Source organism: Leifsonia sp. Root4, assembly GCF_001425085.1.
In the GTDB taxonomy this organism is placed as follows: Bacteria; Actinomycetota; Actinomycetes; order Actinomycetales; family Microbacteriaceae; genus Microterricola.
Window position 1 is genome coordinate 185,705 of sequence record NZ_LMDN01000002.1, and the last position, 22,316, is coordinate 208,020.

The following is a 22,316-nucleotide window of genomic DNA, read 5'->3' on the forward strand; positions in this document are numbered from 1 at the left end:
GGGTCGTGGGCTCAATCAACGGGTTCGTGGGTTCAATCAACGGGGTGGTGGACTTGGCGCTCATGCTGCTGCACCTTCCAGTACGGGGGCGGATGCCGGGGCGGCGCTGCCCCGCGAGACCCGGCGCAGCCGCGGGTCGAGCACGGGGTAGAGCAGGTCGACGGCGAGATTGGTGAGCACGAACGCCAGCGCCGAGAGCACGACGATCGCCTGCAGCACCGGGGTGTCCTGGGCCGAGACGGCCTGCTCGGTGAGGCGCCCGATACCGGTGCGGCCGAACACCGTCTCGGTCACGACCGCGCCGCCGATCAGCTCGCCGAGCAGCACGCCGGCGATGGTCACGGTCGGCAGGATCGCGTTCTTGGCGACGTTGCTCCAGAGCACGCGGCGCCGGCTGGCGCCCTTGGCCCGCACGACGCTGACGAAGGGGGCGAGCTCGACCTCGTCGATCGAGCGCACGAGGATCTGGGCGAGCGGGGCGCTGATCGGCACCGCCAGCGTGAGCACCGGCAGGATCAGTCCCTGCACGGGGTCCGCTCCGATCACGGGCACGAGCTTCAGCTGGAAGGAGAACACCTGGATCAGCACGATTCCGAGCCAGAACACCGGCACGGAGACGAAGACGCCTGGCAGGCCCCTGAGGAAGCCCCGCAGCCAGGCGAAGCGGGTGAGCGAGGAGAGGAAGGCGAGGCTGACGGCGATGAGCACGGCCAGCAGGAACGCCGTCACGGCGAGCGTGATGGTCTGCGGGGCGGCCTCGGCCAGCATCTGTGTGACGGGCGTGCCGTTCTGGATCGAGTAGCCGAAGTCACCGGCGAGGAAGCCGGTGAGCGTGTGCCAGAACTGCTGTGGCAGCGGGATGTCGACCCCGTAGCTCTCGCGCAAGGCGGCGATCTGCTCGGCCGAGAGCCCCAGCTCCGGGTTCTCGAACTTGATCATCAGCGCATCGCCCGGCAGTGCCTGCAGCAGCACGAAGGTGGCGGCGAAGGCCACGAACAGCACCACGGCGGCCTGGCCGATGCGGGCGAGCACGTGCTTCATGGGGTGCCTTCCTGGTGGTGGGGTGAATCGGGGTGGTTCCGGATGCCGCAGCGCGCGGCATCCGGAACCCCGGGGTGGAGCGGTGTTACTTGTTCAGCCAGACGTCGTAGAAGCTCGGACGCCCGACGGATTCGAACTCGACGCCCTCGACGTAGTCGGCTGCGCCGTAGACCTGCGGCTCCTCGAACAGCGGGATCACGTAGGCCTGCTCGGCCAGGTAGTCCTGCACGGCGGCGTCGGCCTCGAGGCGCTTGGCGGGGTCCGGCTCGCTGGCCACGGCCTCGAGCAGCGCGTCGAGCGTGGTGTCGTCCGAGAGCAGCACGTTGCGGTTCTTGGTGTGGAACTGGCTCTTGATCACGTCGAGATCGGCGCGGCCGACCATCGAGTGGTAGAGCGGCGTCTTCAGCGGATCCTTGATGTCCTCGGCGTAGCTGCCGGCGTCGGCGGCCTTGACGTTGAGCTCGACACCGATCGTCTTCAGCTGCTGGCTGACCAGTTCGAGGGTCTGCTTGGAGAGCGGCTGCGGCTTGGCCTCGTAGACGTCGAGGGAGAGGCGGGTGCCGTCCTTCTCGCGGATGCCGTCTGCACCCTCGGTCCAGCCGGCCTCGTCGAGCAGCTTCGCCGACTTCTTCGGGTCGTAGGCGAGGTACTCGGACTCATCCTTGTAGCCGAGCGCGGTGGAGCTCAGCGAGGAGGTGGCGACGGGGTAGTTCGCGGTGAAGAGCGTGTCGACGACCTCCTGGGCGTTGACCCCGGCGACGAGCGCCTGGCGGACCTGGATGTCGCTGAGCAGCGGGTTCGTGAAGCGCAGGCTGAGCGAGTTGTTGACGCCGCGGGTCTGCGGTGCGTAGAGCTCGAAGCCGGCTGACTCGACGGCGGCCTCATCGAAGGCCTGCACGTAGCGGATGTAGTCGGCCTGACCGGAGGTGAGCGATCCGATGCGCACGCTGTCCTCCGGCGTGACGATCAGGTGGATGTCGTCGAGGTAGGCGCGGCCCTGGTGCTCGAGCGACGGCGGAGCCCAGTCGTAGTCATCGCGCGCCGTGAAGGTGAGCTCTGTGCCGAGCTTCTCGTCGCTGATCACGAAGGGGCCGGCGCCGATGATGGCTGCCGCGTTGCCCGCGCCGAACTTCTCCAGCGGCAGGTCGAGCGTCGCCGGCGAGAGCAGGCCGGAGTTGATCGTGGACGTCGCCTGCAGGAATCCGGGCGCCGGGGCCGAGAAGTTGAACTTCACGGTGGCGGCGTCGACGACCTCGCTGCTGGCGTAGTTGTTGATCGCCTCAGAGATGGTGAGGGCGAGCTCCTTGTTGCCGAGGCCGTAGACGTCGAAGTTCTTCGCGACGGCCGCGGCGTCGACCGGGGTGCCGTCGGAGAAGGTCACGCCGTCGCGGAGGGTGAAGGTGTACTCGGTTGCGTCGGCGTTCACCTCCCACGAGTCGGCGATCCACGGCTCGATCTCGAGCGTCTCGGGGTTCTGGTAGGTCAGTCGCGCCGCGATGTTGTTGACAACGCCGCCGTTGGGGTAGAAACCGGCCTGCGGCGGGTAGAGGTTCGTGAAGGCCTGGTGCTCGAGGTAGGTGAGTGTGCCGCCGGCAACGGGGGTCGCGGAGTCAGCGCTGCCGCCTGCCTCCGGCGCCGCGGTTGTGGCGCACGCGGCCAGCAGGGCTGCGGTCGCGATCGCGGCTGTTGCCGCGGCGAGCGTTCGGGTGATTCGTGACATCCGTGGTGCCTTTCGCTGTGGGTGCGGGTGGGTGAGTTGATGGTGTCAACTCCGCACAGCGGAAAGCGAGTGAATGTGTCGCCCTGCGTTACACCGCGTCACGCTCCGTAACGCGGTTGCGCACGGGCATCGCGGAAGCGTACGCGCGCATCGCGCCTTTTACGCGCGCAGCAGGCGCATCCGGCGTGCCAGCGCCGGAGAGAGTTCGACGCTGGTGTGCAGACCGAGACCGAGGCGCTCTGCACGCTCCAGATCGGCGCGGGTGTCCACATCGGCGCGCACCGTCGACTCCGAGCCGAGGTCGAGCGGTTCGTGCCCCGCATTCACGTGACGCGCGAAGGACCCGGTACCGAATGACGGCTCGAGACGTGCACCGAGGCGCGCGGTGATGAGCGTCGTCCCCGTGCCGGCATGATCGCCGACGACAGCCAGCGGATACCGGCTGGCGGCGGCAAGCGCATTCTCGAGCTCGGCCGGGCGCAGGGCGGGGAGATCCCCCAACATCACGGCGAGGGCGCGACGCCCGTGCTCGCTCCAGGCGGCGCGGATGCCGAGTCGGATCGAGGGGTTGAGCCCCTCGACGAGGCCCTGCTGCACGACCCGCAGCGTCGAGTCATCCGGGTGGATGAGCGGGGCCAGCACCTCTTCGATCTGATCGTCGTTGGTCACGACGATGACCGAGGCGACACCGCGGGTGCGGGATGCCGCGACGATGGTGTCCAGCGCGATCGCTCTGGCCAGCTGCGGCGTACCGTCGGCGAGCCTGCTCTTGGCGGTGTCTGCCCGGCGCACCGGGATGATCAGCGACCACAGCAGCGTGTGGGCTCCGGTCGAGTGCCCCGGGCCGCTCTGCTCGGCCCCACCGTGTGCCAGCACCGGGCTCATAGCTTCTCCTTCACTGCCGCGCGTTGTCTATCAGTCTCGTGTTCAAAGGTAGCCGCTACACCGGCGTTGAAGCCCTCCGCGTAGGACTCGGCTGTCCCGAGCGAGAACATGTCCTCCGCGGGATCCCGCACCAGCGAGCGTGCGCCGGGCAGCTCGCTCTCGCCGCGCCGCGCCACCAGCTGGGCCAGCCCGCGCACCACGGCCACAGGAGTGGCCGCGCTCTTGCCCTTGACCAGATCGGTGGCGGCGGCGATCTCGTCGGCCACGGCCGCGATCGTCGCGTCGAGCCGGCGTCCGTTGGCGTCGCTCGTGCCCCGCAGATCGTCCACGACCCGCACACCGGCGGCGCCGATCGCCACGTCGGTCTGGCCGACCCGCCACGGCCGACCCAGGGTGTCGGTGATGACGATGCCGATGCGCACGCCGAGCAGCCGGAACAGGTCAGCGCGCAGGCGCTGGGCCGAGGCATCCGGGTCCTCCGGCAGCAGCAGGACCACGCCGTCGGGCGTGTTGCTGGCGTCGACGCCGGCCGCGGCCAACACCAGCCCGAGACGGTTCTCGACGATGCGGGTGAGCCCGCGCTCATGCCGGCGGCTGGCGACCAGGCGCACCGTCTCGTCGCTGATGGCCTGCTCGCGGTCGGCGGCGAGGAGCTGCCTGCCCTCCGCCTTGGAGACGATCTTGCTGGTCACGGAGAGGATGTCGCCATCGCGGAGCTCCTCGCCGACGGCCTCCGCGATCAGCGCGGCGAGGTCATCGCCGGCCGTCACCTCGGGGATGCCCGGAATGGCCCAGATCGTGAGGGCGCTCATACGACGAAATCCGGCCAGCCGATCGGCGTGACGGCGGCTCGGTAGCGCTCGACCATGTCCGGCCACGTCGCCTCGTGGAGGTAGACGGCCTCCACCCAGTGCCAGAGCAGGTAGGGGTGCGCGCCGAGCGCGTAGAGGGCGGCGTAGTCGCGGGTTTCGAAGGCGGCGCGCTCCTCGGCGGTCAGCTCGCGGTCGTCGCTGCGCGTCTCCGGTCCTGCTCCCCCGGCCAGCCAACCGGTGACGAACGTGGGCGGGTCGGCGATATACGCCTGCACGGTGGCGTCGCTCAGCTCGATCCCACGGATGAGTTTGTTGATCATGTACTTGCTCATGGCTTCCTCCACCAGAAGAACGGGCTGGGTGCGTAGCGCGAGGGCGTCGCCTCCGCGAAATCGGCCGCTGCCCCACCCATTGCGGCGAGCGCGGTGAGCACGTTCACGAACTGGTAGCTGAGGTTGCCGGATGCCAGCACCCGCTCGTAGCTGCAACCGTTGATCGCCGCCTCGATGTCGCCGTCGGCGAGCCAGCCGACCGCCTCGATGTCGAAATCGGCGTCCGAGGATCCTCCGCCGAGGAACTGGCGGGGGCCACCGATCTCGGTGGACATGTGCCCGGAGGTGATCACGGCGACCCTGGCCGGCGAATCCCAGGCCGCGATGGACTCGGCGATGTGTCGACCGAGGGCGGCGAATCGTCGCGGCGTCGGGAACGGCTGCAGTGTCGAGTTGACCTGGATCGGAACGATCGGGATGTCGAGCTCCGGCGTGAGGTAGAGCATCGGCAGGATGAAGCCGTGGTCGAGCCGCCACTCGCTGCTCACCGCGAAATCGATCGCCTCGGTGAGCATCTCCCGCCCGGCGATCACATCCGCGAGTTCCCGGTGCCCCGTCACCTCGACGTAGGGCATGCCGAATGCACGCGCCTCGTTCTCCCAGGTGCCGTGGTAGCTCTCGGCCTTGCCGACCACGAACGCCGGCAGGAGTTCGGAGTGGAACTGCCGCACGTGGTCGCTGCCGACGAGCACGATCAGGTCCACCTCGAGTTCGTGAATCTGTGCGGCGATCGCTCTGAAATTGCCGGCGACCCCCAGCAGGTCAGCGGGGATCGGCTCGACCATGGCGCGCCAGAGCAACGGGTTGTGCGGCGTGGCCGCGGCGAAAACGAGTTCGGCCATCGGGTGTCTCCTAGGTGTCGCGGTCAGATGTTGAAGAGGGTGCGGGCGTTGTCGAGCAGGATCTTCTGTCGACTCGTCTCCTTGAGGCCGAGTTCGTCGAACTCGCTCATCCAGCGTTCGACGGTCATCACGGGCCAGTCCGAGCCGAACAGCACCCGGTCGGAGATGAGCGAGTCGGCGTAGCGCACGACCTCCGGTGGCAGGTATTTCGGCCCCCAGCCGGAGAGGTCGAGGTAGACGTTGGACTTGTGCCACACCATCGCCAGGTTCTCCAGGTGCCACGGCCAGGCCGGGTGCGCGCTGATGATCTTGAGCTCGGGGAACTCCGCGGCGACGTCGTCGATGTAGGGAACCGGGCGGGCGTTCTCGAGCCGGTAGCCGCCGCCGCCCGGCGTTCCGGCCCCGGCACCGGGGAAACCGCCGTGGAACATCACGACGAGCCCGAGCTCGGCGCACGCCTCCCAGATCGGGAAGAAGCGTCGGTCGTTCGGCAGGAACTTCTGCCTCGCCGGGTTGAGCTCACCGACGCCGACGATGCCGTACTCTGCGTGCATTCGCCGGATCTCCGCGATCGCCGCCTCTCCCTTCCACGGGTCGATTCCCGCGAAGGAGAGGAACACATCGGGGTGGTCGTTCTGCGCCTTGCCGAGCAGGTCGTTCGGCGCGCCCTTGATGCCGGACGTCGTCTCGGAATCCGAGTTGACGATCACGGCCATCATCTTGCGCTCACGATAGGCGTCGGCCTGCTCCGCGAAGGAGACGACGGGGCGCTCCCGGCCGAAATGTGCAGCCATCTCGCCGTGCCGTTTGCCCATCGCAGCCAGGAACTCCTCGGTCTGCGGATGGGTGTGCACGTCGATCGCGACGAGATCCTTGGGTGCGCTCATGAGGCGTTCTCCTGCCGTTCTGCTGCGAGGGGTATGGTCGGCTCGGGGGTGACGGATGCCGGGGCACCCAGCACCAGCTCGTTGTCCGCTCCGAGCAGCGGGGCCGCGCGGTACTCCGGCCGTCCACTGCGGCTGAAGCCGGTGCTGTGGATGGGGACGGACACGCTCCCGCCATCGGCGGTGGCCAGCTGCTCGACGAGCCCCATTGCTTGGATCTGTGGGTCGTCGAAGAGGTCGCCGACGGTGTTGAGCGCGCCATGCGGAATGTCGTGATCGGCCAGTTTGGCCATCCAGTGTGCCCGCGGCATCCGCAGCGCTTCTGCTTTGAGCACGCCGTCGAGCTCGTCGTAGTTGGCCACGCGACCCTCTCGGGTGTTGAAGCGTACGTCGTCGGCGAGGTCTTCGCGCTCGAGCACGGTGAGCAGGCCGCGCCAGAACTTCTCTGGCACCGACATGTGCACCACGAAGGCCTTGCCGTCACGGCCAACGAGTGCGTAGGCCTGCGCACGGCGCGGGCGGCTGTCTGGCCCCGTTGTGCCACCGGTCTGCAAGAAGGTCGACGCCGACTCGGTGAGAAAGTCGATGAGCGATCCCACCATCGACACCTCAACGTGTTGGCCGACGCCATCGTTGTTCCGGGCGTGCAGCGCGGCCAGAATGCCCTGCGTCGCCGACATGCCCGAGAGCAGATCGGAGAAGGCCGGGCCGAGCGGGCGCACGGTGTCGGCGGGCACGATCTGGCTGTACATGCCGCCGACCGCCGAGATGACCGTGTCGTAGCTGGGGCGGGCCGCGAGCGGACCGACCGGGCCGAAACCGGTGATCGAGCAGGTGATGATGCGGGGGTTGAGCGCGGATGCCGCTGCCGGCCCGAATCCGAGACGATCGGCGACGCCGGGGCGGAAGTTGTCGAGTAGCACATCGGCGTCGGCGATGAGCGCGAGCAGGGCGGCGAGCCCCTCCTCGCTCTTCAGGTCGAGGGTGATGCCGCGCTTGTTGCGGTTGTAGGCCGCGAACTGCGGGCTGTAGCCGCCGGTGCCCTCCCAGCGTCGCATCGGGTCGCCGTCCGGCGCCTCGATCTTGATCACCTCGGCGCCGAGGTCGGCGAGCAGCTTGCTGGCGAACGGTCCGGCGATGTACTGGCCGAGCTCGATGACGCGCACGCCGGCGAGCGGTCCGGACGCCGGGGTGGCAGCGGCGGTGGGGTGACTCGTCATCGGGTCTGCTCCTCGTTTTCTTCGTTGTGCAATGGTGGCGGTCGATCATCGGAAATGACCACGCCACGCAGCGTGATCTTCACATACAGCGGAATGGCACGCTTCAGCAGCGCGCTCAGCGGGCAGCGGTCCACCGCCTCGGCGACGAGGTCGGCGACCGACGTGGCAGAGGCGGAGCTCGTCACGGTCAGCTCGGCGACCAGCCACTGGGGATGGGCGGGAACATCGCCAAGGAGAAGCTCTCCACGCATGTCCATCGTGGTGCGCAACTCGACGGCGAGTGCGTCAAGCGGAACGTCGTGCTGCGCGAAACACTTCGCCGTCCAACCCTGCAGGCAGAACGCGACACCGCTCAGCAGATAGCGCATGGGGCTTGGCGCCGAGGCCTCGCCGCCGCGGTCCAGCGCCTCGTCGGAGCGGAACTCGTACTCGGTGCCGTACTGGGTGAACCGGGAGACGCCGAGCACGCCACGCTCGAGCTCGGTGCGCACCCATGGGCGCACAATTGCGCTCTGCGGATCCTCCGTCAGCTGCGCGATCTGTGCTTCGATGCTCCGCCGCAGGGTGCCTGCCGCCGCGGCGCCCGGGGCGCCCCGGTTGCCCTCAGCCGACATCGATGATCACCTTGCCGCGTGTGGCGCGCGCGCCGAAGTCCCGGTAGGCCTCGGCGATCGCCGTCAGCGGCATTCGCGCACCGATCTGCGGGGTGACCGCGCCGGAGCGAACCAGGCCGATGGCCTCTGCAACCTCGGCGAAGTCGGCGCTGGCCGTGCCGCTGATGCGTTTCCGCTTGAGATAGAAGTCTCTGGCGTCGATGCGGAGTTCCGCGTCGACGGACGCCGCGCAGAAACCCAGGCGTCCGCCCCAGCCGAGGGAGGCGACGGCGACGGCCGTCACACCGGCGTGGCCGGTGGCGTCAATCGCCACGTCGAAGCCGTCGGGCGCGACGGCGGCCAGTATGCCGGACATGTCCTCCAGCGAGACGTAGCTGAGGGTGCGGATGCCGGCGATGCCGAGCGGGACCACGGAGCGTGTCATGGCGACGACCTCTCCGCCGAAGTGCTTGGCGAGCTCGGCGGCGGCGCGGCCGACGGCGCCGCTGGCGCCCGTCACCAGCACACGCTCGCCCGGCGCGATTCCGCCGGCCGCCCGGATGGTGTGCAGCGCGATCGGAACGCTGTGCACGGCGGCCGTGGCCATGGCGAAGTCGAGGTCGCCGATGGCAAAGGCGTTGTCGCTCGGAACACTCACGAGCTCGGCCGCACCGCCGTCTCGGTGCACACCGATGATGGACTGCCTTGGGCAGTCGCCCTCAGCGCCGCGGGCACAACGCTCGCATTCCCCGCAGGGAATATTCGGTTTCACGACGACGCGCTCGCCGATCCGGTCGCCGGGGACGGCCGCGCCCTGGCCGATGATCACACCGGCCGGGTCGATGCCGAGCGTGCGGGGCAACTGCGCGGCGGCGCCGGGGCCGATGCCGGAGATCACGTTGAGGTCCAGCTGATTCACGCCGACTGTGACGACCCGCACCAGCACGTCGCCGGGCGCGAGGCTCGGCGGAGCGCTCGATCCGACGGTGAGACCGTCGAGACCGTTCTGGTGCAGTTGTGCTGCGAGCATCGGAGCCTCCGTCTGCTGAGTATGACTGGTGGGGGGGTGTGCGGGCCGACCCGGGGACCGGCCCGCACAGATTCGAGCTGTTAGCCCTCGAGCGCCGCCTGGGCACGCTGCAGGTTCAGATCGTCGACGTAGCTGTTCCAGTCCGGAACCTCCATGCCGAATGCGGCCAGCGCCTCTTCGAAGCTGTCCTGATTCATCAGCATGTTCTCGTCGTACAGCAGCGGACCGTAGGCGTAGATCGCCGGGTCGCGTTCGGCATCCGTGACGGTGAAGTCCTTGCTCTCCATCAGCGTCTGCACATACTCCTGCTGCGAGAGGTCCTTGTAGACCTCGATGCCCTTCGTCGTGGCGCGGATGAACCGCGCCAGCGTGTTGGGGTTCTCCGCCACCCACGACTCCGACGTCGCCAGGGAGTCGTTGGGCCACTCCATCATCTCGTTGAGCACGAAGTGTCCTCCGGCCTCTTCGATGATGGGGATGTGGCGCGGGAACAGCGGGGTGAGCTTCACCTGATCTGCGACGAAGTTCTCGACCCAGGCGTTCGAGAAACCGGGCGGGAAGACGGCCTGGTAGCCGACGCCCCCCAGGTCGAACCCGGCCTTGGCGAGCTCGTTGAGTCGCACGTCGATGATCGGCGTGCCAGGGGCGTCGCCGAGGATGACCTGCTTGCCCTCGAGGTCGGCCGGTTCCTTCACGTCGGCCGAGGCGGCCAGCAGGAAGGGTTCGCGGGCGCGGTAGCCGGCCACGATCTTGAGCCCGGTTCCGGCGACGGCCGCGTCGATCAGGTCGATCGAGTTGTCGACGCCGAGGTCGAGACTGCCGCCGACGAGGCCCTCGCGGATGTTGTCCGCGTCGATGATCGAGATCGTCAGGCCCTCCTCTTCGTAGAAGCCCTTGTCGATCGCGATGTGCACGGGGGCCTGGCTGTCGACGTTGGGGGCCGAGAGCGCAATCGTGAGTTCGGTCTTCTCGGCCTCGCCGATCGGAGTGTCCACGGTGACGGAACTGTCGCCGGCACCTCCCCCGGCGGCTGGTGCGCTGCATCCGGCAAGCGCTAACACGCTCACAAGAGCAGCTGCGGTGATGCTCTTTCTCATGGTGCCTACTTCCTTAGAGTGATACTGCATTCGGGTGGAACGTCCTCGCGGGTACGGGGTCGGTGGGGGCGTCGTCTCTATCTGCGTGCAACGCCCTCGATATACCAGGGGGCCACGGCCCGCCTGAGCACGTTGATCAACGCCATGCCGATGAGCGCGATGATCACGAGCATGATCGTGATGCCGATGGCGGCGGCCAGATCGAGGTCGCCAGCCTTTCGGCGGATGAGGAAGCCGAGACCCTCGCTGCCCCCGATGAACTCACCGACGACGATGCCGATCATCGAGCGGGCGACGCCCATGCGGAGCCCGGTGAGAATGAGCGGCAGCGCCGCCCAGAGCTGCACCTTGAAGAAGATCTGCGCCCGGTTGGCTCCGTACACCCGTGCGGCCTTGATCACCGAGGGGTCGACCCCGCGGATGCCGTCCATGGTGCTGATCGCCACAGGGAAGAACGCCATCAGGAAGATGATGAGGATCTTGGGCCCGTTGCCGAAGCCCATCCACAGCACGAGCAGCGGTTGGAAGGCGATGCGGGGCGTCGCGTAGAGTGTCCAGAACGGGCCACCGACGATGTCGTAGAACAGTTTCGACGAACCGAGCAGCAGACCGGTGAAGACACCGAGGATGGCGGCCAGGAGGAAGCCGATCAGCGCGTTGGTGGCGCTGTACGCCGCACTGCTCCAGAGCACGCCACTCTCCGACATCCCGACCAGCGCGGCCCAGACCTCGCTGGGCGGCGGCATGAAGACCGGGTTCCAGAACTCGACGACGCCCTGCAGGTACTGCCACACCAGCAGCACGAGCAGGATCTCGGCCGCGATGGCCCAGTGCCAGCGGCTGGCGATCCAGAATGACTGCAGCGCGCTGAGCGTTGGCGCTGCAGCGACGACGGGTGAGGATGCGCTCATCGTGCGGTCACCTCTCTCCACTTTCCCGCACGCTTCTCGAAGGAGTCCGCGATCCAGACCAGCAGCACGGAGACGAGGATGAAGAACACGATCGCCGAGAACGCCTGGTTGGTGCGGAACCTGGCCAAGGACGTCACGATCAACGAGCCCATTCCGCTGGGAGAGCTCACCATCTCGCCGATCAACAGACCGATCAGGCTGGTGGGGATCGCCAGACGGATGCCGCCGACGATGTACGGCGCGGTCCACGGCAGGCGCACCTTGAGGTACGCCGTCCAGGTGCTCGCGCCGTAGACCGTCGCCGCCCGCAGCAGCGACGGGTTGACTCCGCTCACACCGGCGACGGTGTTGAGCGAAATGGGGATCGCCGTGCTGAGGAAGACCAGCACGATGTTGGGGGTCATGCCGAAGCCGAACCAGACGCCGATGATGGGCTGGATGGCCACCAACGGAGTCGCCCAGGCCGCCCACATCAGCGGCATCACGAGCTTGTAGGCGACGTGCATGCTGCCGACCGCGAGGCCGATGACAATGCCCGCGATGATGCCCAGCGTGAAGCCGATCGACCAGGTGATGGCGCTGTAGGCCATGTTCGACCAGAGCAGGCCGGCATCCGCCAGCTGTCCGAAGCCGAGCACGACGTCGATCGGTGCGGGCAGGAACACCCGGTTGACCAGTTCGAGGTTGACGACGGCGATGTGCCAGATCGCGATGATCACCGCGAAGTCGATGATCGTGAAGATGAGCCCTCGGCGGCGCAGGAGGCCGGGCCAGCCACCCGTGCGGATGCTGCGGACGGTCTGGATCCTCCCCGTTTCCACGGTCTGCGTTGTCATACTCGCGCTCGCACCGCGTCGGTCGCCTCGTGCTCGAGGGCACTCCACAGGTGGTCGCGAAGCTCGAGGTAACGCGGATCGCTCTGCGCTCCCCTCTCGCTCCGCGGCCGGGCCATCTGCGTCTCGTGGATCTCGAGGATGGAACCCGGGTGGCTCTTGAACACGACCACGCGATCGCCGAGAAGGATCGCTTCCTCGATCGAGTGGGTGATGAAGACCACGGTCTTGCCCGTGCCGGCGATGAGCTTCTCGAGCTCGGCGCGCATCACCTCGCGGGTGAGTGCGTCCACGGCACCGAGCGGCTCATCCATCAGCAGGATCCGCGGTTCGGCGACGAGGGCACGGGCCAGGCCGACGCGCTGCTGCATTCCGCCGGAGAGCTCGCGCGGGTAGGAACGCTCGAAGCCCTTCAGCCCCACCAGCTCGATGGCATCCTGCACCTTCTGCTTGGTCTCGACCCCGCGGAACTTGCTCTGCATCTCCAGGCCGAATCGCACGTTGTCGAACACCGTGCGCCAGGGCAACAGCGCGTAGTCCTGGAAGACGACCGCGCGGTCCGGGCTCGGGCCGGTGACCCTCTGACCGTCGACGAGCACCTCGCCCTCCGTGGCCTTGACCAGCCCCGCGATCACGTTCATCACGGTGGTCTTGCCGCAGCCGCTTGGACCGAGCACGGTCACGAACTCGCCCTGATTGATGGTCAGGTTGACATCCTCAACGGCCGTGAGCGTCTCTCCCGTTCTGGCAATGTTGTACCGAACGGTGAGCCCCTTCACCTCGATGAGCGGTGTTGCCGCAGCAGGCGCCGCCTGAACAGGTGCAGCATTCATTGCTTCTCGTCCTTTCGTCGAAACGGATCACGGTGGCCGGTGACAGTGGCGGGATGGTCTTTGGATTCTGGATACAGTAGCCATCCTGCCGCGATCAGCGGAATTTGGGTAGGACCTCCGTGCCGAGCAGCTCGATCTGCTCGAAGAAGCGGTCGAACTTGAAGCGGAAGTCGAAGACGAGGTGGTCGACACCGGTGGCCTGGAACTTGCGCACCTCGTTGACCACGTCCTCCGGGCTGCCGGCGATGAGCTGTCCGCTCAGGTCTTCGACGGTCTCGAAAACGCCCGACGGCGGCTTGACGGCGAACTTGGCCTTGTTCGCCCAGGCCAGGAGTCCGGGCACGTTGACGTCTTTGAGCGCCTCGGCGCGGGTGTCTTCGATGCTGGTCGGCGGGATGACGGCGATGGTCGGCATCGGCCGGCCGTTCTCGTTCGTCATCTCACGCATCACGCCCATGCGCTTCTCGATTGAGGCGAGGGAGATGCGTCCCGGCATCCAGCCATCGGCGAACTCGGCTGCGAGACGCGCCGAGCGCGGCGTCGCACCGCAGTACCAGAACGGCACGCGGCCGCCGACGGGCTTCGGCTCGATCGTGACGTTGTCGAACTTGAAGATGCCGTCGTCATAGCTCACGTCGTTCTCGGTGAAGACCCGCTTCAAGATCTCGGCGTTGGAACGCACCATGTCGACGCGGTTCATGTCGCCCCAACCGATCGCCTCGAACTCGTGGTCGAAGGTTCCGGCGCCGAAGCCGAGGATGAGGCGCGGGCCGACCAGCTGGGTGATCGTGCCGGCCATCAGTGCGGTCACGAGTGGGTGACGGAACGGGATGAGCGATCCGGTGCCGAGCTCGATGGTGTTGGTGACGGCGCCGATCGCGGTGAGCGTGGTGAGCGCGTCGTAGAACGTGCGGTTGGGCTTCTCCATCTCGCCGTGCGGCTCGAAGACCAAGTGGTCGCGCACCCAGACCGAGTCGAAGCCGAGCTCCTCGGCCCGCTTGGAGCCTTCGAGCAGCTTCTCTTTGCTCGCCTCTTCGCCGAAGTGCGGCAGCAGTAGACCAAACTTCATGGTGATTCCTTACTCTGTGTGTTCGTCGTGTTCGTCGTGTTCGTGCGGATGTCGGTGAATCGTGTCGTTCCCGGCGGATGCCGCCGGGGCTATGACTGTGGGCGGGCCGCGGCGATCTTGCCGGTTCCAGGAAGGCCGATCACCGTTCCGTCGGCGTAGACCTCGGTGCCGCGCACGATCGTGCGCTCGATCCGGGCGGAGATGGTGCGGCCGTTGTAGGGCGTCCAGCCGATCTTGGAGAGCACGTCGTCGTCGGTGATCGTCCACTCCTCGGCCATGTCGGCGATGACGATGTCGGCGTCGGCGCCGACCGTGAGCGTGCCCTTGACACCGGCCAGGCCGAACTTGGCCGCCGGCACCTCGGCCACCATCTCGACCACGCGGTCGAGGCTGAGCTGGCCCTTGTTCACCGCGTCGAGCATGAGCTCGTAGTAGTACTGGATGCCGGGGGTGCCGGTGTGGGCGCTCCACATCTCGGTCCAGCCGATCTCCTTCTCCTCGCGGGTGTGCGGGGCGTGGTCGGAGGAGGCGATGTCGATGGTTCCGTCGCGCATGCCCTCCCAGACGGCGGCGCGGTTGTCGTCCGGAACCCAGTAGGAGAGTGCGTACGGGCCGAGCGTCTCGACGTCGTTCCAGGTGGAGAGGAACGGCGCCCAGTGGTTCACCTCGCAGGTGACGTCGACGCCACGTTCCTTGGCGCGACGCACGGCCTCGATCGAGCGACGCGTCTGGATGTGGGCGATGTGCACCGGGCATCCGGCCGCCTCGGCCAGGCGCAGCACGACGTCGACCGCGGTGTCCCAGATGACGCCCTCGCGGGCGGCGTACGCGGTGGCGTAGCCCTGCGGGGTGTTTTCGCCACGGGCCAGGATCTCGCCCTCGATGTAGTCCATCAGCGACTGATCGTGCGGGTGCACGATGAAACGCAGGCCGGTCGTGGCGATCCGGTCCATGATCTGCAGCAGGTGGCCGTGGTCGTGGATCCCCGTGCCTGCCGGGTGCGGGTAGGTGCGCCCGGTGTCGACGACCATGTAGATCTTGTATGCGCGGATGCCCATCTCGCCCATCGGCACGATGTCGTCGAACTTGGTCGGCGCCGGGTTGTGGTTCCAGTCGACGATGGAGGAGGACTCGTAGCGCTCGAACACGTCGCGAAGCGTCTCGACGTCGATCGTGGGCGGGGCGAGGTTCGGCATTCCGAAGATCGTGGTGACACCGCCGGCCGCGGCCTGGCGCGTCGTGGTGAGGATGTCGTCCTTGTGCTCGTAACCGGGCTCGCGGGTGTGCACGTGCACGTCGACCATGCCGGGCAGCACGAGCTTGCCCGACGCGTCGATCGTGCGCACGGCATCCAGCGCAACGTCGCGGCCGACCAGGCCGACGATCAGGCCGTCGTGCACCAGGACATCGGCGTCAACGGTTCCGGCGGGGGTGGCGACGCGGCCACCGGCGATTCTCAGGTCGACGCTCATGCCGACACCTCCAGGCTTTCAATCAGGTCGATTCCGGATGCCGCGACATCGCTGCGCAGCACTACATCAGCGGGACGCACATAACGCTCGAACCAGGCCACGATCCGAGGAGTGGTCTGCTCCCAGTACTTGTCGTAGGCCGCGTAGTGCGTGGTGTGGTTCTGCATGATGAGCTCTTTGGGACCCCTGGCCGCTGCGTAGAGCGCCTCGGCGTGGTCGGTGGGGGTGGTGGCATCCCCGGCGACACCGATCACCATCAGCGGGGTCGTGAGCGTGCGGGCAGCCTCGATGGGCTTGTAGGAGAGGATCTCCTCTGCACAGCTGAGCGAGATGGCGCTCGGGATCCTGTCGTCGACGTCGGCCTTGATCGTGGTGGCGCGGCGCTCGGGGGTCGGCACCATGATCTCTTCGCGCGGGTGGACCTGGCGCCCGGCACCGGTGGTCACGCGAAGCTTGGCGTCCGCTTCCAGATCGGCGAGGAAGGCGAGCCACTCGTGTTCCTGGCGCATGCGGTGCAGCCAGTCGGTGCCGTCGGCGACGGGAACCTGGCTGACGGCCGCCTTGATGCGGGAGTCGACGCCGGCCAGCAGGATGGAGTTGCCGCCCCCCGTGCCGCCGGTGCCGAAGGCGCCGATCGCATCGGCGATCACGTCGTCACGGGTGGTGAGGTAGGTGACCGCGTTGACCAGGTCCTGCAGCTGGCGGGCGGGCGAGAGCACGCCCCTGTCTCCGCCGGAGTCACCGAAGCCGCGGTAGTCGAAGATCAGCACGGCGAAGCCGGCCGCGACGAATGCCTCGTGGTAGCGCACGTAGAGCTTGGCGTCTTTCAGGCCCAGCCAGCCCGGTCCCTGCACGATGGCACGGAACGGTCCGCTGTGCCCCTCCGGGGTGCGCCAGAGGGCCGCGATGGGGTCGCCCTCGCTGTAGAAGGTCACGGATTCTGTCTGCATTGTTGTTCTCCTGAACGACGTCGGTCTGGGAATGGTGCGAAAGAGTCGAGCTACCGTCGGCGCGCTGCCGACGGTGTCCTAGCGATGGAGCTTGGGGATCACCTCGCGGGCGAAGACATCGATCCACTGTCGTTGGTTGCGGCCGACGTTGTGCAGGTAGACCCTGTCGATGCCGGCATCCAGGTACCGCTGAATCGCGGCGCGGTGTGTGTCGGGGTCGCTGGAAATGAGCAGGCGTCCCTCGAAATCCTCTGGACGAACGAGCTTCGCGATCTGCTCGAAGTCGAACGGTGAGCGGATGTCGTCCTTGGGGAACTTCATGCCGGCGTTCGGCCACTCGCGCAGGGCGTTGGCCACCGCTTCCTCGTGGGTCGGGGCCCAGGACAGGTGCAGCTGCAGGATGCGCGGCATGGCGGACGGGTCCTTGCCGACCTCGCGGGCACCGTCGGCGAACTTCGCCAACAGCCCGGCGACCTTCTCGATCGGGGCGCCGGGGGTGATGATGCCGTCGCCCTCGCGGCCGGTGCGCTTGGCGGTGATCGGCCCGGAGGTGGCGACGTAGATCGGTGGCCTCTCGTCGAGAGTCCACAGCCGGGTCTTCTCGAGCGTGAAGTGCTCGCCGCGGTGCTTGGCGTCCTTGCCGCTGAAGAGCTTCTTGATGATGCCGATGGCCTCCCACATGCGGGCGATGCGCTCCGGCGCCTCCGGCCAGTATCCGCCGACGATGTGCTCGTTCAGCGCCTCGCCGGAGCCGAGTCCGAGCCAGTGCCTGCCCGGGTGCATGGCGGCGAGGGTCGCGGACGCCTGGGCGACCATGGCCGGGTGGGATTTGAAGGACGGGCAGATGACGCCGGGGCCGAGGTCGCCGCTGGTGCGCTCCGCGACGGCTGTCAGCACGTTCCAGACGTGGGCAGCCTGACCCTGCGCCGGAACCCAGGGCTGGAAGTGGTCGGAGGCCATGACGCCGTCGAAACCGGCCTGCTCAGCGAGCTGGCACAGCTCGACGAGTTCGCGCGGGTGGAACTGCTCAGTCATGGCGGCATAACCGACCTGGACCGCTGCCATGACACCTCCTCGAGCCGCTGAAAGGCCCAGAGCTTGGACCGTTCGGCCGGGGAAAGACACCCCGGCTTGGAGCGTTGACTCATACTGTCGGATTTTGGATCCAGAATCCAGTGTTTGCTGAATTTTCTTTTTGGGAGGCGCCGCGGCGGCTCGGCGGGCCGGCATCGCGAGCACCACAGGAAGGCGCGCTGAAGCGCAGCACCGCACACGCTCTGGCGCGGCGCCGTCAGTGGCAGGGCCGAGCGGCCCGGTCGCTCAGTCTTGTGGGTCGAGCAGCAGCACGACGCCGTCGCAGACGGCCTGCAGGTGGCGGGCCAACACGTCGACCGCGGTATCCGCATCGCCGCCGGCCACCACGTCCACGAGCGCGCTGTGGCTGTGGCCGTGCACCGAGTCCATGCGCCGACCGAGCAGGTAGCCGCCCACCTTCAGGCGCAGATCGGCGATGATCTGCGCGAGCATCGGCCGACTCTGGCTGCCGTAGAGCTCGTCGTAGAAACGGTTGCGGGCCTCGACGAACGCGTGTCCATCGCCCTGGGCATCGGCATCGATGGCCAGCGCCCGCAGTCTGGCCAGCCGCTCCGGCGTCATCGTGCGGATCGCCTCGCGCAATGCGAAGCCCTCGAGCACCGTGCGCAGCTCGTAAATCTCCCGCACCTGCGCCTCGGAGAGCGTGCTCACCATGGCGCCGCGGCGCTCGTGGAAGATCACGAGGCTTTCAGCCTCGAGCTGGATCAGCGCAGAGCGCACGGGCAGCCGCGAGACGCCGATCGCCTCGGCGAGGGTTTCCTGGCGCAGCTTCTCCCCCGGCGCGAGCGCCCCGGAGAGAATGGCGTCCTTGAGTACCTCGTAGACCATGGAGCCCACCGAGCGGTATCCGCTCGAGAACTCCCGCGCGAGTTGCTCGAGGCTGGCTTTGCCGCGTTGCGGGTCGACGCGATCGGTGTCGACGCGATCGCTGTCGACGATGTCGGCGCTGCCGCTCGAACCGCCTTCGATGCCGCTGCTGTTCGTCAAGCGGTCCCCCTGAACTTTCGTTGTGACGAGCCACATCCCGACCGGCCCGGCCGGCGACGGCATGCGGAATGCAAGCGGGGCCATTCTGGCCCCATTGGATCCAAAATGCAACACGCGGGGCCTTTTCGTCCGCCTCCGCCCTCGGAAAACCGCGCGGGGGAATGCGCGGCCGCCCCGGTAGCGTTGCAGAGGTGGGCGCCGCAGACAGCGGACCACATCGAAGGGCTCCATGTCGCGCAACACCTCCTCAGCTCCTCCCGGCGACGCCGAACGTCCAGACGCGGGTGAGCCGTCCCCCGGTGCGCCAGGCAACCCAGACGCACCCTGGTTGAGCGAGGCCGAGCGCCGCGAGCTGAGCAGGCGCACGCCGGATTCGGCCATCGTCTTCGCCCTCGCGTTCACCGGACTCGTCGCCTCGTTCATGATGACGCTGATGACGCCGCTGCTGCCGGAGCTGCCGCACCTGCTCAGCAGCACCGGCAACCCGATCTCCAGCACCGACGCGATGTGGGCGGTGACGGCAACGCTGCTCGCTGCGGCGATCTTCACCCCGATCGGCGGCAGCCTCGGCGACCTCTACGGCAAGCGCCGCATCATCTTGCTGCTGCTGGCCAGCCTCGTGCTCGGATCCGTGATCGCCGCGTTCGCCTCGACACTGATCCCGCTGGTCATCGGGCGCGCGCTGCAGGGTGCGGGCCTCGGCGTCATCCCCCTCGGCATCAGCGTGCTGCGCGATGTGCTGCACCGTGACCGGCTGGGCAAGGCCGTCGCGCTCGTCAGCGCCACCCTCGGCATCGGCGGCGCGGTCGGCCTGCCGATCTCCGCGCTCATCTCGCAGTACCTCGACTGGCACATGCTGTTCTGGGTGTCCGGCGCCCTCGGCACGATCGGCTTCGTGCTGGTCTACACCTTCGTGCCGGTCAGCACGCTGCGCACCGGCGGGCGCTTCGACCTGCCAGGCGCGGTCGGCCTCGCCATCGCGCTCTCCGGCATCCTGTTGGCTGTGACCAAGGGCAGCGAGTGGGGCTGGACGAGTCCACTCACGCTCGGGCTCGGCGGCGCCGGCATCGTGGTGTTGGCGCTGTGGATGATCTACGAACTGCGCACGCCGCATCCGCTGATCGACATCCGCGTCGCCACCCGGCGCACCGTGTTGCTCACGAACCTCGCCTCGGTGATGGTCGGCTTCGCCTTCTTCTCGAGCGCTGTCGCGCTGCCGATGCTGCTCGAGACGCCGACGGGCACCGGCGTCGGACTCGGCCAGAGCATGCTCGTCGCCAGCCTCTGCCTGATGCCCAGCGGTCTGATCATGTGGGCGATGTCCGGCACGGCGGCCAGGCTCACGGCCGCGCGGGGCGCACGCATCAGCCTGCTGCTCGGCATCACGATCATCGCGATCGGCTACGTCCTCGCGATGGTGCTGATGACCGAGGTCTGGCACACGGTGCTGGTGGCGACGGCGATCGGATTCGGCGTCGGATTCGCCTACGCGGCCATGCCGACGCTGATCATGGGAGCCGTCCCCGCGACGGAGACGGCGGCGTCGAACGGCCTCAACTCGGTGATGCGCACCCTCGGTTCCACCGCGGCGAGCGCCGTGATCGGCATCGTGCTGGCCACGAACCTCGTCACGGTCGGCGATCTCACCACGCCGAGCACGCAGGGCTTCCAGCTGAGCTTCGCGATCTCGGCCGCGGCCGGCCTGATCGGCATCGTGCTCACGCTCTTCATCCCGCGCAAGCAACAGCACTACGCCACGGCCGCGCTGCCCGAGTAGACGCGGCCGAGGGTCTGGCAGAGTTGATGGCATGGATCTCAGCACGACACTCGAACTGAACGACGGTGCGCGCATCCCCGTGCTCGGGGTCGGCACCTACAAGATTCCGGATGCCGACACCCCGGCCGTGATCGGCGGCGCACTCGCCGCCGGCTACCGCCACATCGACACCGCGGCGCTCTACGGCAACGAGCGGGGCGTCGGCCGCGGCATCCGCGAGGCGACGATCGATCGCGCCGAGCTGTTCGTGACCACGAAGGTGTGGAACACGGAGCACGGCTTCGACGAGACGCTGCGGGCCTTCGATGCGAGCCTCGACGCGCTCGGTCTCGACCGTGTCGACCTCTATCTCATCCACTGGCCGGCGCCGGCGCAGAACCGCTACGTCGAGACGTGGCGCGCCCTCGTGCGGCTGCGCGCGGAGGGGCGGGCCACATCGATCGGCGTCTCCAACTTCCACCGGCCGCACCTGGAACGCATCATCGACGACAGCGGCGTCGTGCCGGCCGTCAACCAGATCGAGCTGCAGCCGTGGCTGCAGCAGGCGGAGCTGCGCGCCCTGCACGCGGAGCTCGGCATCGTGACAGAGGCGTGGTCGCCGCTGGCCAGGGGCCGCGCGATCGCCGATCCCGTGCTCGGCGCCATCGGTGAGCGGCACGGCAAGAGCGCGGCCCAGGTCGCCATCCGTTGGCACCTGCAGCTCGGGAATGTGGTCATTCCGAAGTCGCTGAGCGCAGAGCGGCTGCGGGCCAACGCCGACGTGTTCGACTTCGAACTGGATGCCGCAGAGCTCGCCGTCATCGCCGGGCTGGACGCCGCGGAGCGCTCAGGCAGCGACCCCGACCGCGTCGACTGAGCCTCAGCGGGGTTTCGACAAGCTCAACCAGCGGGAGAACCGTTGATTGAGCCTGTCGACATCACCAGCGGGGGTGGATGTCGGCGCGCAGCCGTGCGTCGTAGAGCGCCCGCACCCCGGACAAGAACTCCTCGCCGAGCGGCGGCAGCGACCCGGCGGCCGCGTTCGCGACGGCCTGCTTCGGCGAGCGGGCACCGGGGATGACGCTGCTGACGCCCGGCTGCTGCGCCACCCACGCCAGAGCGACCTCGGCGACAGGAACGCCGGGAGCGGCCTTCTCGGCCAACGCGGCAAACTCCGACGCCGCGGCGAGGCCCGTCTCCCAGTCGACACCGGAGAACGTCTCGCCGACGTCGAAGTGGCTGCCGTCGCGGTTGTAGTTGCGGTGGTCGTCGGCTGCGAACCGGGTCGCCGCGGTGTACTTGCCTGTGAGCAGCCCGGAGGCGAGCGGCACCCGGGCGATGATGCCGACGCCGGCATCTGCTGCCGCCCCGAGCACGGCGTCGAGCGGCTTCAGCCGGAAGGCGTTCAGGATGATCTGGATCGTCGCGACGTGCGGCCGGGCGATGGCGGCCAGCGCCTGCTCGCTCGTCTCCACGCTGAGCCCGTACGCCGCCATCGCGCCGTCGGCGACGAGGGTGTCGAGCGCGTCGTAGACCTCGTCGCTCGTGACGACGTCCGACGGCGGGCAGTGCAGCTGCACCAGGTCGAGGGTGTCGACGCCGAGGTTGCGCCGCGAGCGGTCCGTCCACTCGCGGAAGTTCGCGAGCACGTAGTTCTCGCGCAGCTGCTCGGCCCTGCGGCCCATCTTCGTGGCGACCGTGATGCCGTGCCCCGGCCGTTCCCCGAGGAACGCGCCGATCACGCTCTCGCTGCGGCCGTCGCCGTAGACGTCGGCCGTGTCGAAGAAGGTGACGCCGGCCTCGACGGATGCCGCGAGCACCGCCGTCGCATCCTCGACGCTCACGTCTCCCCAGTCGGCGCCCAGCTGCCAGGTTCCGAGGCCGATCACTGACACTGTGCGGCCCGTACGGCCAAGCGTTCGTTGCTCCATGCCCCCAGCCTAGGCCGGGCCGA

Annotated in this window: 22 protein-coding genes; 2 read left to right on the top strand and 20 right to left on the bottom strand. The window is 68.1% G+C overall.

The genetic code is table 11. The features are described from left to right. Positions 1-60: 60 nt before the first annotated feature. The 19 genes from ASC66_RS07000 to ASC66_RS18270 all read right to left on the bottom strand — a co-directional run bounded on the left by ASC66_RS07000 (position 61) and on the right by ASC66_RS18270 (position 18,606). Positions 61-1,041, bottom strand: coding sequence for an ABC transporter permease (locus tag ASC66_RS07000; protein WP_055836907.1), 981 nt, complete (start codon positions 1,039-1,041; stop codon positions 61-63). Positions 1,042-1,126: 85 nt separating this feature from the next. Further along, positions 1,127-2,761, bottom strand: a complete 1,635-nt coding sequence (locus ASC66_RS07005) for a TIGR04028 family ABC transporter substrate-binding protein (RefSeq protein WP_055836911.1) — start codon at positions 2,759-2,761, stop codon at positions 1,127-1,129. 159 nt (positions 2,762-2,920) lie between these two features. Continuing rightward, a complete protein-coding gene (gene cofC, locus ASC66_RS07010; protein ID WP_055836913.1) occupies positions 2,921-3,646 on the bottom strand; it encodes a 2-phospho-L-lactate guanylyltransferase in 726 nt (241 codons plus the stop codon). Then, positions 3,643-4,458, bottom strand: coding sequence for a coenzyme F420-0:L-glutamate ligase (locus ASC66_RS07015; RefSeq protein ID WP_055836915.1), 816 nt, complete (start codon positions 4,456-4,458; stop codon positions 3,643-3,645). The genes cofC and ASC66_RS07015 overlap by 4 nt, the downstream gene beginning before the upstream one ends. Further along, positions 4,455-4,790 (bottom strand): hypothetical protein, encoded by a 336-nt coding sequence (locus tag ASC66_RS07020; RefSeq protein WP_055836917.1) that lies wholly within the window; start codon positions 4,788-4,790, stop codon positions 4,455-4,457. The genes ASC66_RS07015 and ASC66_RS07020 overlap by 4 nt, the downstream gene beginning before the upstream one ends. Further along, positions 4,787-5,632 (bottom strand): DODA-type extradiol aromatic ring-opening family dioxygenase, encoded by an 846-nt coding sequence (locus ASC66_RS07025; RefSeq protein WP_055836921.1) that lies wholly within the window; start codon positions 5,630-5,632, stop codon positions 4,787-4,789. The genes ASC66_RS07020 and ASC66_RS07025 overlap by 4 nt, the downstream gene beginning before the upstream one ends. A 23-nt stretch (positions 5,633-5,655) precedes the next feature. Continuing rightward, a complete protein-coding gene (locus tag ASC66_RS07030) occupies positions 5,656-6,519 on the bottom strand; it encodes an amidohydrolase family protein (RefSeq protein ID WP_055836924.1) in 864 nt (287 codons plus the stop codon). Further along, positions 6,516-7,736, bottom strand: a complete 1,221-nt coding sequence (locus ASC66_RS07035) for a CaiB/BaiF CoA transferase family protein (protein WP_055836926.1) — start codon at positions 7,734-7,736, stop codon at positions 6,516-6,518. The genes ASC66_RS07030 and ASC66_RS07035 overlap by 4 nt, the downstream gene beginning before the upstream one ends. Further along, positions 7,733-8,350, bottom strand: coding sequence for an OsmC family protein (locus ASC66_RS07040; RefSeq protein WP_055836927.1), 618 nt, complete (start codon positions 8,348-8,350; stop codon positions 7,733-7,735). The genes ASC66_RS07035 and ASC66_RS07040 overlap by 4 nt, the downstream gene beginning before the upstream one ends. After that, positions 8,340-9,359: an alcohol dehydrogenase catalytic domain-containing protein gene (locus tag ASC66_RS07045; RefSeq protein ID WP_055836930.1), complete on the bottom strand. Its 1,020-nt coding sequence runs from the start codon at positions 9,357-9,359 to the stop codon at positions 8,340-8,342. Before ASC66_RS07045 ends, ASC66_RS07040 begins: the two co-directional genes overlap by 11 nt. 80 nt (positions 9,360-9,439) lie before the next feature. Then, positions 9,440-10,354 (bottom strand): ABC transporter substrate-binding protein, encoded by a 915-nt coding sequence (locus ASC66_RS07050; protein WP_055836933.1) that lies wholly within the window; start codon positions 10,352-10,354, stop codon positions 9,440-9,442. A 179-nt stretch (positions 10,355-10,533) separates the two neighbouring features. Next, positions 10,534-11,367 (bottom strand): ABC transporter permease, encoded by an 834-nt coding sequence (locus ASC66_RS07055; protein ID WP_055836937.1) that lies wholly within the window; start codon positions 11,365-11,367, stop codon positions 10,534-10,536. Continuing rightward, entirely contained in the window at positions 11,364-12,203 is an 840-nt protein-coding gene (locus ASC66_RS07060) for an ABC transporter permease (protein ID WP_055836940.1), read from the bottom strand. The genes ASC66_RS07055 and ASC66_RS07060 overlap by 4 nt, the downstream gene beginning before the upstream one ends. Continuing rightward, positions 12,200-13,033 carry an ABC transporter ATP-binding protein gene (locus ASC66_RS07065; RefSeq protein WP_055836943.1) on the bottom strand — a complete coding sequence of 278 codons (834 nt, stop codon included), beginning with the start codon at positions 13,031-13,033 and terminating at the stop codon, positions 12,200-12,202. Before ASC66_RS07065 ends, ASC66_RS07060 begins: the two co-directional genes overlap by 4 nt. Positions 13,034-13,127: 94 nt before the next feature. Further along, positions 13,128-14,102: an LLM class flavin-dependent oxidoreductase gene (locus ASC66_RS07070; protein ID WP_055836946.1), complete on the bottom strand. Its 975-nt coding sequence runs from the start codon at positions 14,100-14,102 to the stop codon at positions 13,128-13,130. 89 nt (positions 14,103-14,191) lie between these two features. After that, positions 14,192-15,574, bottom strand: a complete 1,383-nt coding sequence (locus tag ASC66_RS07075) for a dihydroorotase (protein ID WP_055836949.1) — start codon at positions 15,572-15,574, stop codon at positions 14,192-14,194. Next, positions 15,571-16,524, bottom strand: coding sequence for an alpha/beta hydrolase (locus tag ASC66_RS07080; protein ID WP_055836952.1), 954 nt, complete (start codon positions 16,522-16,524; stop codon positions 15,571-15,573). The genes ASC66_RS07075 and ASC66_RS07080 overlap by 4 nt, the downstream gene beginning before the upstream one ends. Before the next feature lie 78 nt (positions 16,525-16,602). After that, the gene (locus ASC66_RS07085) at positions 16,603-17,589 is read right to left on the bottom strand and encodes a TIGR03557 family F420-dependent LLM class oxidoreductase (protein ID WP_055836956.1); all 987 of its coding nucleotides are present in this window, start codon (positions 17,587-17,589) and stop codon (positions 16,603-16,605) included. Positions 17,590-17,844: 255 nt separating this feature from the next. Further along, positions 17,845-18,606, bottom strand: a complete 762-nt coding sequence (locus ASC66_RS18270; RefSeq protein WP_162243484.1) for a GntR family transcriptional regulator — start codon at positions 18,604-18,606, stop codon at positions 17,845-17,847. A 229-nt stretch (positions 18,607-18,835) separates the two neighbouring features. Here ASC66_RS18270 and ASC66_RS07095 point away from each other — a divergent pair, with 229 nt between their 5' ends. Both ASC66_RS07095 and ASC66_RS07100 read left to right on the top strand, forming a co-directional pair. After that, entirely contained in the window at positions 18,836-20,383 is a 1,548-nt protein-coding gene (locus ASC66_RS07095) for an MFS transporter (protein WP_082492121.1), read from the top strand. 31 nt (positions 20,384-20,414) lie between these two features. Beyond that, a complete protein-coding gene (locus ASC66_RS07100) occupies positions 20,415-21,239 on the top strand; it encodes an aldo/keto reductase (RefSeq protein ID WP_055836962.1) in 825 nt (274 codons plus the stop codon). A 61-nt stretch (positions 21,240-21,300) separates the two neighbouring features. Here ASC66_RS07100 and ASC66_RS07105 read toward each other — a convergent pair whose 3' ends face one another. Then, a complete protein-coding gene (locus ASC66_RS07105; protein ID WP_055836965.1) occupies positions 21,301-22,293 on the bottom strand; it encodes an aldo/keto reductase in 993 nt (330 codons plus the stop codon). Between the last annotated feature and the right edge of the window lie 23 nt (positions 22,294-22,316).